The following is an 18912-nucleotide window of genomic DNA, read 5'->3' on the forward strand; positions in this document are numbered from 1 at the left end:
TTTTGAACGGGGCAAATGTACAAAGAAATTTTGAGTATGTGAACATAAAGACCTATCTTTGCGTACTACTAATGTCATACCTAGAATAATAGCCTTATGATTGATTTAAGCCGTAAACTCCCCATCGGGATACAGACTTTCGAGAAGTTGCGTAAAGAGGGATATCTCTATGTGGATAAGACTGCGCTTGTCTGGCAGATGGTAAGTACCAGTACTCCTTATTTTCTGAGCCGTCCCCGCCGCTTTGGGAAAAGTTTGTTGCTGTCTACTTTCGAGGCTTATTTTGAGGGGAAGAAAGAACTTTTCAAGGGGTTGGCTATCGAAGATTTGGAGAAAGAGTGGATCACCTATCCTGTGCTGCACCTCGACTTGAACGCCGAGAAGTATGATACTCCCGAAAGACTGAACAGCATTCTCAGTAACCACTTAACTCAATGGGAACTGAAATACGGAAAAGGAGTTGACGAAACTACCCTGTCGAGCCGTTTCATGGGAGTTATTAGACGTGCTTCCGAATTAACCGGGCGCAATGTCGTTGTCCTGATAGACGAATACGACAAGCCCTTGCTTCAGGCCATGCAGAATGAGGCTTTGCTGGATGAGTATCGCACGACCCTGAAAGCTTTTTATGGCGTACTGAAAAGCTCCGATCGTTACCTGCGTTTCGCTTTCCTTACCGGAGTGACCAAATTTGCCCAGGTAAGTGTATTCAGTGATTTGAACCAATTGCAGGATATCAGCCTGTGGTATGACTATGCTACTGTTTGTGGTATTACCCGGGATGAGTTAATTTCGATTTTCCAGCCTGAGCTGGAAGTGCTGGGCAGAGCTAACGATACCACTTATGAAGAAACGGTGGATGAGATGACCCGGATGTATGATGGTTATCATTTTCATCCTGCGGGAGAGGGCGTTTTCAATCCGTTTAGTGTGCTCAATGCGCTGAAAGCAAAAGAATTTAATGATTATTGGTTCCAGACCGGGACACCTACTTTTCTCGTTGAACTGCTTAAAAAGAGTGACTACGATCTTCGTATTTTGATTGATGGCGTGGAAGCATCTTCTACCGCTTTTACTGAATATCGGGTAGAGGCACGTAATCCTATCCCGTTAATCTACCAGAGTGGATATCTCACGATAAAAGAGTATGATAAGCGTTTCAAGATGTATCGTTTGGCTTTTCCGAATGATGAAGTGAAGTACGGTTTTATGAATTTCATATTGCCTTTTTATACACCAATACCGGACGGAGAACGACGTTTCTACATTGGCAAGTTCATCAAGGAACTACAGGCAGGTGATGTATCAGCTTTCCTCACTCGTCTTCAATCGTTTTTTGCCGATTTCCCTTATGAGTTGAACGAAAACAAAGAACGCCATTATCAGGTTGTGTTTTATCTGGTGTTCAAGTTGATGGGGCAGTTCACCGAGGCAGAAGTGCGTAGTGCCCGTGGAAGGGCGGATGCTGTGGTAAAGACTCCCGATCAGGTTTATGTCTTTGAGTTTAAGCTGAATGGTACGGCAGAACAAGCCTTACTGCAGATTGATGACAGGGGCTATCTGATACCTTATCTGGCGGATGGACGTGAAATAGTGAAGGTGGGAGTAGAGTTCAGTGCCGAAACACGAAATATCAGTCGTTGGCTGGTGGAGTAGTTGTTGTCAGATTATTACTTAGTGCTTTTTCCTGTATTGCTTCTTCAGATAAAAATTGAATCCTGCATATACCTGCAGTGTACCAAAGCCATTGTTTAGTGAGAAATTATTCCGGTAGTAATCATAGGTTCTGCCCACAAAGGAGGTCCCGGCAAAATATTTGCTGTTGTTGTAAACTACCCCTGCACGCAGTATGAAATCTATGTTGAAGTTTTGGTACCAGTCGTTTGTTTCTGTTTGTACTTTTTCAATCCGTGAGGTTTTGTAGGCTATGGCAGGTGTCAGTGAGAGGCAGGCGAGCCAGTTGCGTGCAAACACCCAGTTGTAGGCATAACCGAGAGTGAGGCTGATATTTGTGTATTTGATGTGTTCCACTCTCATATCTTCATTCAGGCTTTCCTGAATAGTTTGCGGCAATTTGGTAGGATCGAAGTTCAGATGATGTGTTGAGATAGAGAACCCTGCAATCATCGATCCGGCACTGCGCCTTTGGTTAGTGCTTTGGCTGAAAGCTGCCGGATAGGAAAAGCGGCGATAGTTGAATACGTAAAATGCATTCAGCCCTTTTATATCTACTTTCAATCCATCAAAACTTTCGGAATAATTATCGGGCATGTCATCAAAACCGTCCGCTTTGTGTATCCGGTAGTCGTTACCGGTGCGTCGATAGAAAATATCCACCCCTAATTTGGAACTGTAAAGACTTAAATCAAACTCCGTTCCTTTTCTTTTTCCTTTCTGTTTGCCATAAAGCCCGTCGGTGTCTATAGACCATCCCAGGAATATCCAGCGCCAACCGAAGTAGGGACCTATCTTATTGCGGGGGTTGGGAGAGAACCGTAACCGTTGTGACTGAGGAGTACTACTGCTTAAACTATAATATTCGTAGTTGGTGAAGTGGTCCAGCATCAGTGCATAGTTGTAACGGTTGGGGCTGATATAAGTAGTATCGATATCACTGGGGTTGAACAGATAGTTGAAAGCTCTTATAAATCCGTTGGGACGTTTGGTTGTCTTCACACTGTCCGGCATGACGATGTTGCTCTCTTCATTCTGAGCGAACAAAGAGAGAGGCAATATCACCAACAGACAAATTACAAGTTGTTTCATACTATTTTAATAAGTAGTTAGAATTTAGTAGTAAGTAGTTAGAATCCTTTCGGAATGACAACGCTGATATGCTACATAGATTCTAACTACTAACTACTGACTACTAACTACCAACTTCAACCTCATCATTCGCGAAATTAATACTTCCTTCCCGTTTGTGCAATCTTCCTTTAAATTTTGTTTCGTATCTTAAACAAAACAAGGCCATGTAATGTTAGATACCTCACGTAAATAAATCCTAAACCACAAGAAAATATGAGAATCAATCTACGTCTATTAGTAGCGTTTCTGGTCTTTGTTGTATCTGTATCGTTGCAGGCGGCCATACAACAGGAGAAACGTGTTTCGGGCACCGTAATATCCGACGGAGAACCATTACCCGGTGTTTCCGTACAGGTAAAAGGTGCCACTACCGGTACCATTACCGATATCGATGGAAAATATTCTATATCTGCCCCTGCCGATGGGATACTTGTTTTCCGCTTTGTAGGGTTAAAGACGGCAGAGAAGCCTGTGAACGGACGGAGTACCATTGATGTTACTCTTGAATCCGACAGTAAGGAACTGGACGAGGTCATGGTAGTAGCTTATGCCACAGCCAAAAAATATAGCTTTACCGGAGCCGCTTCTACTGTAAAAGGAGATGAGATAGCCAAACTACAGGTAGCCAGTGTTTCGCGTGCTCTTGAAGGTACTGTTTCCGGTGTGCAGGCAAGTGCTTCCAGCGGGCAACCCGGTACGGATGCCGAGATACGTATCCGTGGTATCGGGTCTATCAATGCTTCCAGTGCACCGCTCTATGTAGTGGATGGTGTGCCTTTTGATGGTTCCGTCAACGCTATCAATCCGGATGATATTGCCTCCATGACAGTGCTGAAAGATGCTGCTTCGGCTGCTCTTTACGGCTCACGTGGTGCCAATGGAGTCATTATTATCACCACTAAACAGGGACAAACAGACTCTAAAACAACCGTCAATGTAAAAGCCTCCTTCGGTGGTTCCAATCGTGCCGTACGTGATTATGACCGTATAGGCACAAATGATTATTTCCAACTCTATTGGGAAGCCTTGCGCAATCAATATGCCAAGGATACGCAGAACTATACTCCTGCTACAGCCGCCGCACAGGCGTCAAAAGATCTGGTAACCAAACTTATGGGAGACGGTCCCAACCCTTATGGACCCAATTATTCACAACCTGTAGGCACGGATGGCAAACTTGTAGACGGTGCTACCCCTCTGTGGGATTTTGATTGGAGTGATGCTATGGAACAGCAAGCTTTGCGTACGGAGCTTAACCTCAATGTATCCGGAGGCGGACAGAAGAATCAGTATTTCTTTTCCGCCGGTTATCTGAATGATAAGGGTATTGCGCTTGAATCCGGATATCAGCGTTTCAACCTGCGTTCCAACATCACCAGTGAAATGACCTCCTGGCTGAAGGGTGGTGTTAACATGAGCTTTGCGCATTCCATGCAGAACTATCCGGTATCTTCGGATACGAAGACCAGTAATGTGATCAATGCAGGACGTACGATGCCCGGTTTCTATCCCATCTACGAGGTAAACCCCAATGATGGAAGTATCATTTATAAGGATGGAAGTCCTGTTCCTGATTTCGGGCCCTATCGTCCTTCCGGTTCTATGGCAAACTGGAACCTGCCCGCTACTCTTCCGCTCGATAAGTCCGAACGGATGAAAGATGAGTTTTCGGGACGTACTTTTCTGGAAGTTACCTTTATTCCCGGTTTGAAGTTCAAGACGAGTTTTAATTTCGACCTTATCAATTACAATTCTCTCGATTTCACAAATTCCCTTATCGGTCCTTCGGTCACTACCGGAGGTGGCTCAAGTCGTGTCAACACCCGTACCTTCTCCTGGACGTGGAACAATATTGCAACTTATGATAAGACGATTGGTGAGCACCACTTCAATATACTTGTTGGGCAGGAAGCTTATTCCTACCGTTATGATGAACTTTCTGCTTCCCGTACGAAAATGGCGTTACCTAATATGCCCGAACTGGTAGTTGGTTCGCAACTCACCGGAGGTTCCGGTTATCGGATTGATTATGCCCTGGTGGGTTATTTCTCTCAGTTCCTGTATGATTACCAGGACAAATACTTCTTTTCTGCCTCTTACCGCCGTGACGGTTCTTCCCGTTTTGCACCGGAGACCCGTTGGGGTAATTTCTGGTCGGTAGGAGCTTCCTGGCGTATCGATCGTGAAGACTTCATGGTTTCTACTTCCGATTGGCTTTCGGCTTTGACTTTAAAAGCCAGTTACGGAGCACAGGGAAATGATAACTTAGGTACTTACTATGCCAGCAAAGGACTTTATGCCATTGTATCCAACCTGGGGGAGAATGCACTTGTATCCGACCGCATTGCCACTCCGAAGCTGAAGTGGGAAACCAATCTCAACTTCAATGTGGGTGTGGATTTCTCTTTATGGAACAACCGTGTATCCGGTTCGTTTGATTTCTTCCAACGCCGTTCCAAAGACTTGCTCTATTCACGTCCTGTAGCTCCTTCTATGGGATATAGTTCGGTTGATGAAAATGTGGGGGCACTGAAAAATACCGGTATCGAACTGACGCTGAATGGTACGGTGATCCATACAAAGGATTTCATGTGGAAACTTGGTTTCAACCTGACACATTACAAGAACGTAGTCACCGAACTACCTTTGAAAGACATGCCTCCGGTAGGGGTGAACAAGCTAAAAGAGGGGCGTTCCGTCTATGATTTCTACACGAAGGAATGGGCTGGGGTAGACCCGGAAAACGGAGATCCGTTGTGGTATATGGATATACTCGATAAGGATGAAAATGTGATAGGTCGCGGTACGACCAATGTGTATAAAGATGCTACTGATTATTATGTCAACAAGTCATCTTTGCCCAAGATATATGGTGGTTTCAATACAGCGTTTTCTTATAAGGGCATCGAGCTTTCGGCGATCTTTGCCTATAGCGTAGGTGGGTATATCATGAATCGTGATATCACTATGATTCTGCATAATGGTAGTGCCGAAGGGCGTTCATGGTCAAAAGAGATATTGGATCGCTGGACACCGGAGAATCGGTATACGGATGTTCCGGCATTGGGTACTACTTCCAATAACTGGACTTCCTACTCTACACGTTTCTTACAGAACAATTCCTACATGAGGCTGAAGAACCTTACACTCTCTTACACATTGCCGAAACAGCTTGTCAACCGGGCGTCGTTGAGTAATGTACAGGTTTTCGTACAAAGTGATAACTTGTTTACTATTCATCGTAATCAGGGGCTCGATCCGGAACAAGGCATTAGCGGACTGACCTATTATCGTTATCCTGCAATGAGAACTTTCTCGGGAGGAGTGAATGTGACGTTTTAGGATTCTAACTCCCAACTACTAACTACTAATTAATTTATGGTTTATGAAAAAATATATCTATCCTTATATTGCTTTCCTGCTTTTATTGGCGGGATGTAGTGGTGACTTTCTTGATAAAGAACCCACGGACTCTGTTAGTTCCGATGAGGTTAGTGTACCCGGTAATGCCGAACGATTGTTTAATGGTGCCTGGTATAATCTGTTTGAGTATGGCACAACCTATGCCAATATTGGTTATCGTGCTCTTCAGTGCCAGGACGATATGATGGCGGATGATGTCGTTTCCCGCCCTGCTTATGGGTTTAATTCATCTTATCAGTTCAATGATATAGCAATACCGAACAATAGCCGAACCTCTTTTGCCTGGTATCTCATTTATAAAACGATTGATAACTGTAATACCGCCATTGCTATTGATGGTGATTCGGAAGAATTTCTTCAGGCAAAAGGACAGGCACTTGCTTTGCGGGCGTTTTGTTACCTTCATCTGGCGCAACACTATCAGTTCACTTACCTGAAAGATCCCGCGGCTCCCTGTGTACCTATTTATACAGAACCCACTACAAGTGAAACGGTACCTAAAGCGAAATCTACTGTAGCCCAGGTGTATCAACGCGTTTTTGATGATCTTAACCTGGCACAGAGTTATTTGAAGAACTATACCCGCAAAGGGGATGGGCAGAAATTCAAGCCGAATACCAATGTTGTCAATGGACTGCTTGCCCGTGCCTATCTGTTGACCGGACAATGGGAGGAGGCTGCAAAGGCCGCCGCCGCTGCCCGTCAGGGATATTCGCTGATGACAACGACTGCCGAATACGAAGGATTCAACAACGTATCTAATAAAGAATGGATCTGGGGGCATCCGCAGACACTTGCCCAATCCGATGCTTCCTATAACTTTTATTACCTGGACGCAACCTATGTAGGTGCTTACAGTAGTTTCATGGCCGATCCTCATTTCAGGGATACATTCTCCGAAGGAGATATTCGTTTGGGATTATTCCAGTGGATGCGTGAGGGATATCTGGGTTATAAAAAGTTCCATATGCGTGCAGATGATACTGCCGATATCGTGTTGATGCGTGCCTCCGAGATGCTTCTGATAGAGGCTGAGGCTCTTGCCCGTGAAGGCTTCCCGGAGAAAGCGGTAATACCATTAAATGAATTGCGCCATGCCCGCGGATTGGGTGACTATGATTTAACAGGTAAATCACAGGACGATGTTGTCGATGAGATCCTGATGGAGCGTCGTCGTGAACTTTGGGGAGAGGGTTTCAGTATTACTGATATCTTGCGTACACAGCAGTCTGTGAAGCGTGTTGCACTTTCCGTCGAAGAGCAGGCGCAGCAAGTAGATGCCTGGCAGGAAGGAGGAGGATTTGCCAAACGCACTCCGTTAGGGCATTGGTTCCTTACATTCTCCGGAGGAGATGCATTTGTGCCAAACAGTATCAACTATCTGTATGCTATCCCGAAAGCTGAGATCGATGCCAATCCGAATTTGTAGGCTTTCGGGTGCTTCCCGCACGGGGAGGTACGACAAGCGATGATTAATTATTGAAACGCAGATGATCGCAGATTTTCGCAAAGAATATAAAGAGGAAGAACAACTGTCTCTTAATTTGCGTTAATCTGCGATCATCTGCGTTTTAATAAAACGCTGTTATAGTATGAATTAACTACTTAAACAAATAACTCTGTGGTGAAATATATTCATTACTTTTCAGCCAATAACCATGTCCATTTATGCCAGACACTTTCCAAAGGTCCTTGTTTATGTTTAGATAGCCACCATTTACAGAACCGGACTTGCAGTAAGAAAAGGACAATACCGATAATCAGACTGACTGTATAGCCACAGTAAGGAGCCAGGTAAAATCCGAACGGAAAATAAATGATAGCTCCCATGATAGATTGACTGATATAATTGGTAAGACTCATTTTTCCATAAAAACGTAGGTTTGTTACCGCCTTTCTGAATTTTTCTTTTTGATACAGGATCACAAAGGAGGCAACCAGGACAAACGTAAATGCAAACTTTTGCCACATATCAAAAGCAGTACCAACTGTCTGTTTGACTATGTCACTTTCGCTTTGCATAATCAACTCTTTTAGTGAATAGAGGGGGGCAAAACATATGGCAGCAACAATGAGCGTTTTAATCCAAAAACGAAGATGCGAGTCGGTGGTTACGAACAACTCTTTTCTGCCGATGTACAGGCCCATTAAGAAAAGTCCGGCTGTTTGCAGAAAACGTCCTGCTCCGATAGCCCAAAACAGACTGGCTTTTTGTCCCAGAGTGACATTACCTGCAATGAAATCCCAAAAGTTACCTGCTTTGGTATAATCGGCCACTTCCTGATACATTGCACCCACACCCAAATCGGGCAACGTATATGACGGATTGAATAAACTCATCAGATAATGGTACCACTCAATGGGCTGTAACAGGAAAAAGATTGCTGTGATCAGAATAGCTTTATTACTCCATTTCCGCACTAAGAACAATACAATCCCCACAATAGAGAAAAGCAGTAATACATCTCCCGCAGGAAAGAATGCGGCGTTTATGGTAGCAAAACCAACTAATAATACTAACCTCCAAAGAAAGCGATAACCAAAATCTTTTCCCTTCTTCTCTTGATTGTGGCATTGGATATAAAATGTAAATCCGAAAAGTAAAGCAAATATTGCGTAAGACTTTCCGGCAAAGAGTGAGAATACTACATTAAGTGTTCCGTTATCAAGAATGTTCAGCCATTCGGGCGAATCGGTCGGATAGACAGGAAATATAAAATGTTCTAAACTGTGTACCAATAAAATTGCCATTACGGCAAATCCTCTCAAGGCATCTATCACTTCAATACGTGGTGTTTTATTTACTGTTGGTTGCATAAAATAGTTTTTTATCTTCGTTAAATATCTTGTTGCAAACATAGTAATTAATTGTCATTCATCAGGTTCATTTTGATAAATATTTATTTTCGAACAGTTTTTTCTATTCGTTCTCAGTTATCAAAACAGTACTTATTGACTGATAATTGTCGTTGAAGGTTATGGATGGTAAAGAGTAAATATGAATGTAAATTATTGAATGACAGTGTGGTTAAATAATGTGTTCTTTATGCTGTAAAAGTACGTATTTAAGTGTGTGTTAAATACGTACTTTTATATAAGAAGAGTACGTACTCTTATCTATAAAAAGTACGTACTCTTGTTAGACTAAAATTTATGATTAAGAAACGCTGTTAATGTTGTTAATTTATTATTTCCAATGATTTCTTCGATACATAATAGCTATGCTTCATTCGATAAATGTATAGTTACCAAAAAAGTAATTATAAAGATCCTTTCAGAGGAAATATTAAGATGGAGTATGGATTCTTGATCTTATGTAATTGCTTGATTTATAACGAATATAAACCTCTTTTTAGAGGTAGGCAAAAGTGTACATTTCTGTGAGTGTTAATTGTACACTTTTGCCATACTTAACTGTACATTCCTGATGTACTAAATAGTACACTTTTGTAAAGCAAAAAATAGAGTGTTAAAAAACGTGTTAACAATATTAACAAGCCCTGTGTTTGATGAATGCATCATTTTCTTCTTTTCCTTGCCGAGCGGGCTATTTCTTTTTTTATCCATAGATAATATCCTGTCAGGGGTAAGGTAGCACCTAACAGTGAAGCTATAAAACTCAGAATCCGGGTAAACATACCTCCCCAGCTACCTACATGTACAGAGAAAATCCAGCCACGTATCTTGCCAGAATTATCCAGGTCTTTATAAAGTGTAGCCTCAGTTATTTCTCCATTTCTCGGATTAAAACTGTAACGGTCTGATGCACGTTGATTACCGAAACGGTTGAAAGAGACGTTTGCTGTACCGTTTGATACAGTGATTTGTTTATAATCGGGATTTTGAACTTTCAGTTGTTCGTATACTTTTTGCCACAAGGCGTAAGGAGAATATTCTCTGTTTCCTCTTCTTTCTTCACGATCTTCACCACGATTGTGACTTTCGCTTCGATTACGGCCTTCGCTCCGGCTATATCTTTTTTCGTCTCCTCTGTGACGTCCATCTTTGTTGCTTTCTTTGTTTCTTTCTCCCTGTCGTTCTTTATTTGATGTCTGAGAGGTCGTTTCCTGAGAAGAGGTTCCTTGTGTGGCTTCTACGCCAAATGCTTTATAGAATCCAGTGCGATACCAACCGAAAGACCAGGTCAGTCCGGTGAGAGCCAGTACGAGTAAGAAGATAAATGTGTACAGTCCACCTGCTATATGCAAATCATACCAGAATCTTCTCCAGCCTTTATTCACTGAAATTTTAAGGCTGTTTTTCAGAGCTTTGGCATTACGTGGAATCCAGATAATAATTCCGGATATCAGCACAAAGACAAACATCAACGTGCTGACGCCAACAATCATCTTACCCCAAAAGATGCCTCCATCTGGTTTCATGCTATCCAGCAACCATCTGTGTAGCTTGAACATGGTCGTAAAAAACGGAGCACGTTCATATTTTCCTTTTATTTCACCTGTATACTGATCAATATATACAGATGCCCGTCTGGGTTTGGAGAGGTTGACCTGATATGCTTTTGCCGGATCGGATGAAATGCTGATTCCCGTCACTGATATACTATCAGGCAGAGTTGCTGCTACTTTCTGTACCAGTTCTCCAGCGGGTAGGGGAGTCTCTTCTACTTTACTGACATAATAAAAGTCGTGCCGGCACAATTCCATAATTTCATTCTCGAAAACTAAAGCTGCTCCGGAGAAGCAGATGACAGTAATGATTAAGCCGAAAGGAATAGAAAGCCAGAGATGTATTTGGCGAAATATCTTCTTCATATATCTTCTTTAGTAAGGTCATGAAAGGAGCCTGCAGTACATAAGGCTTGCAGGCTCTTCAATCTGTTTATTTTATGCTATTATTTATTTTACCTTCAATCTACCAACACCGCTGACTTGTGTTGCTTCTACTGCTATACCCATTGTTGCGGTAGCATTTGTCGGGTCAATCTTGTAGATAGCAGGATGGCCGGTAGTAGTTGTAACTGTGATATAAGTGAAACCGTTTTCTGTATACGGGGTATTACCGAAACCAGAGATCTGATCAGCTGATGGCAGGCCATCTACATAAGTAAGTTTTCCGGTTGTTCCTTTGTAAATAGCCAGTTGGTTGGCAACAAAATCTTCTTCACTTAAAGGACGGTCGTACATCAACATCAGGAAATAATCTTCTGTGAGGTGCCAGCAACGGAGGAAAGACTTCCCGCCGCTTTGTGCTTCAATGCTATAATAGTAGTTCGGATCAAATTCTTCTGTTCCGGCTTTGATACGTACCACTCCGGCATCCAGTGTAGTCCGTTGACGGGCATCACTCATTGTCTTGGCATAGCTAGGGGAGAATACATAGATATCGCCGTTATCTGCGCTCCAGATGGTCTGGTAGTACTGAGACTTCATACGGCCACAGGCATAACTGATCTGTTCTGTTTTGATAAGCTTCTTAGTTGTAAGCGTCTCGTCATCAAAAATTGCTACCCAGCATTCGTTAGGGTATTGTGTCCACTGTAGTTCTCCCTTTTTATAGCTGCTACTGTTCGAACCACCATCTTCAGTTTTTACCAGATCTTCGTTACCCGGCAATATCCATTGACCCCCGTTGGCTTTTCCACCATATTGGCTCAAACCCATTGGAACTGCAGCACTATAAATTTTATTGTTATGTTCCAGGATACCTGCAAGTGTTACAAATTCGCCATTACCCAAAAAGTTTTCTGACATGTATGCTTTATTTTGGGTATTATTGGTCGTAAATGTTTCGGCTGCTACATCCAGATAAGATAATAAAAACATCTTTGGCAAATATCCATTCTCGTCAGCATATTCCGTAGGTCCGTCGCCGGTGGAAGAAGTCATGATATACTTGTCATAGATACCGTAGGTGGTAAATCTCTTGACGGCATATTCTCCTGAGCGTGCCTGTACCTCATAGTTGGCATTCATGAAATACGACCGGGTTGTGCCGGCATTTCCCTGATTGTATGTCAACCCATACAGATATTGGTCTTTATAAAATACCCATTGGGTTGCACCATCGTTCACAAGGCCATTATTTATAGTAGAAACAGTTCCTCCGTTTAAAGTTTCGGAAGTCAGCAGAACGTTAGTTGTATTTCCGGAGGCAGTGACAGAGGCTGCGATTACATATTCACCTTTGCCTACAGTACCTGCTCCATTACCCTGTTCGTCATCTGAGCAGGCTGTCAATGTCACCCCGACCATTGCTGTTGCAAATAGTCCATTCAAAAAGAAGTTTTTCTTCATGTTATTTTTAATTTAAAACGATTTGTTATTTATTTTTATCTAAGTAGTACTTCAAATTTAGTTCATACAATGATAGTGTTTTATTGAAACGCAAATGATCGCAGATTTTCGCAGATTAAATGGCTGCGCTATACTTGAGCGATGATATGCTTTGCGTGAATCTGCGACAATCTGCGTTTCAATAATAGTATCATATAATTTTGAACCATTACTTATTGTTTTTTAGTTTCCAAAATGTATGCGAACCTTTCCATAGAATGCACGTCCGGCTTTTTGAAGGCTGAAGTTATCATACAATTTCTCGTTCGTGAAGTTACGGCACTCAAACGATATATTATACCGGCCATTCTGAAGGCTATATGAGAGTGCCAGATTGTGTGAGAATTGATTGGGTACCACATAATCACCTTTATTTGAACCAAGATTGGATGAATAATAAGTGAAACTATGCAAATACTGATTGTCATAAGACATGGTCAGTGTATTGCCTTTCTTCCAGAGATTCCGCCAGTAGAAGGATACATCCGAATCGGCAAACATATAGGGTAGGTTGGGCATACGTTCACCATAGGCAAGATTGGCTGCGTTGCTGGAAATGGAGGTTTTCATGTTGTCACGTACATTCATTTGTGTGAAATTACCTCCTATACTCAACCATTTTCCGAACCCATAACGGGCGGAGATGTTATATCCTTTTGTCAATACTTTGCCATAGTTAATATAAGTAGCGGCATATTTCCCTCCACTCAGATCTGCAATATTACGTTGGATATAATCTTTTGTATTACGATATATCAACCCTCCGTCTACGTATACGGAATGCTTACCGAAAGTTTTATTATAACTCAGATTAAGGTTTAGGTTATCACTGCTCTCCGGTTTGATACCGATGTCTCCCATCTCCAGGTCTTCATCACCGAACATCTCTTCGATGGTGGGCAGACGGTAGGCTTTCTCATAAGATACCTTCACCTGTAAACCGGATAGAATGAAATAGGTACCTGCTGCTCCGTAACCCATGGAATTGATGCTACGGGTGGTACGTACATATTTATCTTGGTTGGTAGTCGTAGCTATCGGACCTGCCACAAACTGGTCGTAGTATTTACCAAATACGGAGAGATTCCATTTTTCAGATGGCATCAGGCGATAAGACAAACCGGAAATATTTTTACGGGTCTCTTTGGCAATGGCATCTTTTTGTTCTTCTTTGGCAAGCAGAGATGTATTAGAGCGATGGAAGGTATTTAACACATGATTGAAAGTCAGCATATGAGCCTTGCCGATACGATAATTAAGGGTTAAAGTACCGTTCCAGTTATTGTTATCCGCTTTTGAATACTGATTGGATTGTTCTCCCGGTGAATTCAGTAACTTCTTATCTCCATACCAGTTGTACTTATACGAAGCGGTATCCACATTCGTTGTCATATTTTTGTTGTAATTGGCCGTTAACACAACATCCAGACCTCTTGTAAACAGGTTACGCTTGTTGTACTCCAACGAGGGCATCAGCGAATGTCCTTTACGATGCTTCTGGCCATATACAATCTCCTGACGTACGCCTGTCTGGATATCTTTGTACATATTGGAGTAGGTAAAACCAAACATCAGCCGATCTGCCCATTTCTTGTCTACTACTCCGAGTTTACCGATAACGGCTTCATTATGATAGGTATCGTTGAAACGCTTCACACGCATCTTCTTATCTCTGTCAATTCTGCCGGTTTCGAAATCTTCTACAGGAGAATCCACATAGTAGTCGTTATCCGAATAGTTCTGGAAAGCATTGATTTCATAAGTAAATCCATTTTTGAAAGTCTGTCCGAAGTTGGCGTATGATTTGTGAGTATTGAACGATCCGTAAGAATAAGATGCATCCAGAAACCAACGCTGGCGTTTTTTGTTGGTGACAATATTAATGACACCACCAATGGCGTCAGTTCCAAAACCTACCGGTACTACCCCTTTATATACTTCGATGCGATCAGCAAAGTTCACGGGGATATTATTCAATCCAAAAGAGCTTCCCACACCCTCCTGAGGTACGCCATCAATAAATACCTTGACGTGTTTACCGCTGAAACCGTCAAGCATGAGTTGCATATCCGAACCTACACCACCCGATTCACGGAGTTTCATTCCCGGTGCTTTGGTTAGTGCGTCACTTAGATTCTTTGTGGTATTCTGAAGTTCTTTCGTATCTACTGCTACAGCATTAAATGCCGATCTTTTTATTCGGCTTACACCCGTAGAGGTCACTACTACTTCATCCAGTTCGGTAGTAGCCGGATTGATCATAATATTTAGTTTGTTTCTCTCATCTTGTGTCAGTTCTACTTTTTTCTCTACTGTTTCAAAACCCACAGCAGACACAACCAATGTATAATGACCGGCCGGAGCCTTTAAGTGATAAATGCCTTTTTCGTTGGTGGTACAGCCAAAGGTGGTACCTTTTAAATAGACGGTGGCAAAGTCAATGGTTTCTTTGGTTTCGGTAGATATAATTTTCCCTGACAACATTGCTCTCTGTTTTTGTGCAGAGACAGAAAACAGGCTGAGAGTTATTAAAAATAGGAGAACCAGTTTAAATCTTTTTGTTTTCAATGTGCTTTTATTATTATTTGTTTTTAAAACTTTGCAAAGGTCTTTATTATTTAGATTCTGCACAATCACTATGATTAGGTAATCTATGCATGGAAAATGTCGTGGATGTAATACGCTGCAATCACCATTAAGAGGTATATTACTTAAAATAGAATAAAACAGGTTGAAGAATAACGAACCAATATATCAACCGATTATACTATTATAGTTTAACGAAAGCTAAACTTAAGTTCTTTATATGTTTGACAACATATTCTTATTCGTTGATGTTGCTTTAATTTGCTGAATTATAGATATATAACTTTTTATATGCGCAACGTGTGTGCGCACACATTGTTGCTTATTCAGATTATTCATCTTACTTTTGCAGAAGAAAAATAGAGTTTAAGCTATTTATCCTATGAATAAAGAATCTTCAAATATTCGTATTATAGACATTGCCGAAATGGCAGGGGTATCCGTTGGTACGGTAGATCGGGTGATCCACAATCGTGGGCGTGTATCCGAAGAGAATGAGAAAAAAGTAAAGGCCATCCTTGAAAAGGCAAACTACCAGCCCAATCTGATGGCACGTTCTCTCGCTTCCAAGAAACAATATCATTTTATTGCTATCACTCCCTCTTTTGAGCCGGGAGAGTATTGGGAAGCCATTTCCGAAGGGATAGATAAAGCCGCTTCCGAGACGGAACTTTATAATATCAATGTAACCAAACTCTTTTTTAATCAGTACGATAATAATACCTTTGATGTGATTGTACGCAATCTCTTTGATGAAGAAGAGATAGATGGAGTACTGATTGCTACCTTATTTACCGATTCTGTGAGTCGCCTTTCCCGTATGCTCGATATCAGAAATATCCCTTATGTCTATGTGGATTCCAATATCGCGGGTGAGCACCAATTGGCCTATTTTGGTACAGAATCTTTTGATGCAGGATTTATTGCAGCCAAGCTACTGACGAGTCAGATTGGCAATCAACCGGACATTCTGATATCCCGGATCATTCATAATGGAAAGAATGATTCCAATCAGGGGAGGAACCGTAAAGAAGGCTTTTTACAATACCTGAACGAGAATGGATTTGGAGGAAAACTGCATGAGGTTGAGCTAAAGATTGCTAATTCTGAATATAATTTTGCAAAACTGGATAAGATATTTTGTGATAACCCCCGGATAGAAGGAGCTGTTATATTCAATTCAACCTGTTATATTTTAGGGAATTATCTCAAAGAAAGAGGGCTGAAAAATATAAAACTGGTGGGATACGACTTGATTGATAAAAACACAGAATTACTCTCCGAGGGAGTGATTACTGCTTTGATAGCCCAACGTCCCGAACAACAAGGATATAACGGCATTAAGTCTTTGTGTAATCATCTTGTGTTGAAACAAGACCCTGAAAAAGTAAATCTGATGCCGATAGATATTCTCATTAAAGAGAATCTGAAATATTATTTGAACAATAAATTATAACTTAATAAAACAGAGAATCATGAACGAATTATTTAGTGTAAAAGACAAAGTTGTTGTAATCACCGGTGGTGCCGGTATTTTAGGTAAAGGTATTGCCGCCTATCTGGCAAAAGAAGGTGCTAAGATTATAATTCTTGATCGTAGTGAAGAAGCTGGAAATGCACTTGTACAGGGCATTAAAGCCGATGGAGGGGATGCAATGTTCCTTTATACTGATGTGATGAATAAGGAAGTACTTGAAGGGAATAAAGCTGAAATTATGAAAGCTTACGGACGTATCGACGTATTGCTGAATGCTGCCGGAGGAAATATGCCGGGAGCTACCATTGCGCCGGATAAGACTTTCTTTGACCTTGAGATCGATGCTTTTAAAAAGGTGGTAGATCTGAACCTCTTCGGAACAGTTTTGCCTACGATGGTATTTGCCAGTATCATGGTTGATCAGAAGAAAGGTAGTATTGTAAACTTCTGTTCAGAATCGGCTCTTCGTCCGTTGACTCGCGTAGTAGGTTACGGAACGGCCAAAGCTGCTATCGCTAATTTTACTAAATATATGGCTGGTGAACTGGCTTTGAAATTTGGTGATGGTTTGCGCGTAAATGCAATTGCGCCGGGATTCTTCCTGACTGAACAGAATCGTACTCTGTTGACCAATCCCGATGGTTCTCTGACTGACCGTGCAAAGACTATCATTGCTCATACTCCGTTTGGTCGTTTTGGTGAACCGGAAGATTTGTACGGAACCATCCAGTATCTTATTAGTGATGCCTCCAAATTCGTAACCGGTACAGTAGCTGTTATTGATGGTGGCTTCGATGCTTTCTCAATTTAAATTAGAAGTTGGGAGTTAGTAGTTGGAAGTTGGAATGAGAGTAATCTCAATTGTAAATCGTAAATTGTCAAATCGTAAATAAATTAGTAGTTGGAAGTTGGAATGAGAGTAATCTCAATCGTAAATCGTAATTTGTCAAATCGTAAATAAAAATAGTATGTATTTATGTGAACAAACCTGGCGCTGGTATGGTCCTAATGACCCTGTGAGTCTGTGGGATATAAAGCAGGCTGGTGCCACCGGAATAGTGAATGCCCTTCATCACATCCCTAACGGAGAAGTGTGGACAGTAGAAGAAATCATGAAGCGCAAGCAGATGATTGAGGAAGTAGGTCTTACCTGGTCGGTAGTTGAAAGTGTACCTGTGCACGAACATATTAAGACCCAGACCGGTGATTACCTGAAATATATTGAGAATTATAAAGAAAGTATCCGTAATCTGGCCCAATGCGGTATTATGGTCGTTACTTACAACTTCATGCCTGTACTTGACTGGACACGTACTGATCTTGCCTATACAATGCCCGATGGTTCTAAAGCTCTTCGTTTTGAAAAGGCAGCTTTTGTAGCTTTTGACCTGTTCATCCTTAAACGCCCCAATGCTGAAAAGGATTATACGGATGAAGAGATAGCCAAGGCAAAAGTACGTTTCGAACAGATGAATGAGGACGATAAGAAACTTCTCGTTCGTAATATGATTGCCGGACTTCCGGGTTCAGAAGAAAGTTTCACCGTTGAGCAATTCCAGGAAGCTCTTGACAGATACAATGATATTGATGCGGAGAAACTTCGTTCCAACCTTATCTTCTTCCTGAAAGAGATAGCTCCGGTTGCCGATGAAGTGGGAGTGAAGCTGGTGATTCATCCGGATGATCCTCCTTATCCTATTTTAGGTTTACCCCGTATCATGAGTACGGAGGAGGATTTTGTTAAACTGATAGAAGCGGTTCCTAACGAATCAAATGGTCTTTGTCTATGTACTGGCTCTTTCGGTGTGCGTGCCGATAATGATCTTGCCGGAATAATGGAGCGTCAGGGTGATCGAGTAAACTTTGTTCATCTGCGTAGTACACAACGTGATGCTGAAGGTAATTTCTATGAAGCCAATCACCTGGAAGGAGACGTAGATATGTATAATGTGATGAAGAACCTGTTGAAGTTGCAGCAACGTCGCCAGTGCTCTATTGCCATGCGTCCTGACCATGGCCATCAGATGATTGATGATCTGAAGAAAAAGACGAATCCTGGATATTCATGCCTGGGACGTCTCCGTGGTCTGGCAGAGTTACGTGGTCTTGAGTTGGGTATTGCAAAGTCTATCTTTTAGTACTTCTTACATAAGTATATATGCCAAATGATGCATTTGAAATATATACTTTAAATAATGAATGAGATGTGTCTTCTTTAACACATCTCATTCTTTTTTTTGTTTGCTAAAGACTGTATTTATGCATTTATCGTCTATATTTGCTCCATCTATAGTTTTGAATTAAATAATAAGTAGCATTTCA

General features: G+C 41.7%; 11 protein-coding genes. 6 read left to right on the top strand and 5 right to left on the bottom strand.

Annotation, left to right across the window (positions count from 1 at the left end; all coding sequences use genetic code 11):
• Positions 1-96: 96 nt before the first annotated feature.
• Positions 97-1656 (top strand): PD-(D/E)XK nuclease domain-containing ATP-binding protein, encoded by a 1560-nt coding sequence (locus QX565_RS09745; protein ID WP_289292670.1) that lies wholly within the window; start codon positions 97-99, stop codon positions 1654-1656.
• A gap of 18 nt (positions 1657-1674) precedes the next feature.
• On the opposite strand, the gene QX565_RS09750 is transcribed toward QX565_RS09745, so the two are convergent.
• A complete protein-coding gene (locus tag QX565_RS09750) occupies positions 1675-2766 on the bottom strand; it encodes a DUF4421 domain-containing protein (protein WP_289292671.1) in 1092 nt (363 codons plus the stop codon).
• A gap of 255 nt (positions 2767-3021) precedes the next feature.
• Between QX565_RS09750 and QX565_RS09755 the strand changes: the two genes are divergently transcribed.
• Positions 3022-6150 (top strand): SusC/RagA family TonB-linked outer membrane protein, encoded by a 3129-nt coding sequence (locus QX565_RS09755; protein WP_289292672.1) that lies wholly within the window; start codon positions 3022-3024, stop codon positions 6148-6150.
• A 43-nt stretch (positions 6151-6193) separates the two neighbouring features.
• Positions 6194-7660 carry a RagB/SusD family nutrient uptake outer membrane protein gene (locus QX565_RS09760; RefSeq protein WP_289292673.1) on the top strand — a complete coding sequence of 489 codons (1467 nt, stop codon included), beginning with the start codon at positions 6194-6196 and terminating at the stop codon, positions 7658-7660.
• A 209-nt stretch (positions 7661-7869) separates the two neighbouring features.
• Here the strand turns inward: QX565_RS09760 and QX565_RS09765 are convergent, their stop codons facing one another.
• The 4 genes from QX565_RS09765 to QX565_RS09780 form a co-directional block, all read right to left on the bottom strand.
• The gene (locus QX565_RS09765; RefSeq protein WP_289292674.1) at positions 7870-9048 is read right to left on the bottom strand and encodes a DUF418 domain-containing protein; all 1179 of its coding nucleotides are present in this window, start codon (positions 9046-9048) and stop codon (positions 7870-7872) included.
• Between the two features lie 701 nt (positions 9049-9749).
• Positions 9750-11006 (bottom strand): PepSY-associated TM helix domain-containing protein, encoded by a 1257-nt coding sequence (locus tag QX565_RS09770; RefSeq protein WP_289292675.1) that lies wholly within the window; start codon positions 11004-11006, stop codon positions 9750-9752.
• Between the two features lie 84 nt (positions 11007-11090).
• Positions 11091-12488 carry a DUF4374 domain-containing protein gene (locus tag QX565_RS09775; RefSeq protein WP_289292676.1) on the bottom strand — a complete coding sequence of 466 codons (1398 nt, stop codon included), beginning with the start codon at positions 12486-12488 and terminating at the stop codon, positions 11091-11093.
• Between the two features lie 222 nt (positions 12489-12710).
• Positions 12711-15011, bottom strand: a complete 2301-nt coding sequence (locus QX565_RS09780) for a TonB-dependent receptor (RefSeq protein WP_289292677.1) — start codon at positions 15009-15011, stop codon at positions 12711-12713.
• Between the two features lie 484 nt (positions 15012-15495).
• On the opposite strand from QX565_RS09780, the gene QX565_RS09785 reads away from it, so the two are divergent.
• The 3 genes from QX565_RS09785 (at position 15496) to uxuA (ending at position 18728) form a co-directional block, all read left to right on the top strand.
• Positions 15496-16569 carry a LacI family DNA-binding transcriptional regulator gene (locus QX565_RS09785; RefSeq protein WP_221649422.1) on the top strand — a complete coding sequence of 358 codons (1074 nt, stop codon included), beginning with the start codon at positions 15496-15498 and terminating at the stop codon, positions 16567-16569.
• Positions 16570-16588: 19 nt separating this feature from the next.
• Positions 16589-17401: an SDR family oxidoreductase gene (locus QX565_RS09790; RefSeq protein ID WP_289292678.1), complete on the top strand. Its 813-nt coding sequence runs from the start codon at positions 16589-16591 to the stop codon at positions 17399-17401.
• Positions 17402-17558: 157 nt separating this feature from the next.
• The gene (gene uxuA / locus QX565_RS09795; protein ID WP_221649421.1) at positions 17559-18728 is read left to right on the top strand and encodes a mannonate dehydratase; all 1170 of its coding nucleotides are present in this window, start codon (positions 17559-17561) and stop codon (positions 18726-18728) included.
• Positions 18729-18912: the final 184 nt, after the last annotated feature.

The sequence above is a fragment of the Bacteroides sp. 41_26 genome, from assembly GCF_949740115.1.
In the GTDB taxonomy this organism is placed as follows: Bacteria; Bacteroidota; Bacteroidia; order Bacteroidales; family Bacteroidaceae; genus Bacteroides; species Bacteroides nordii.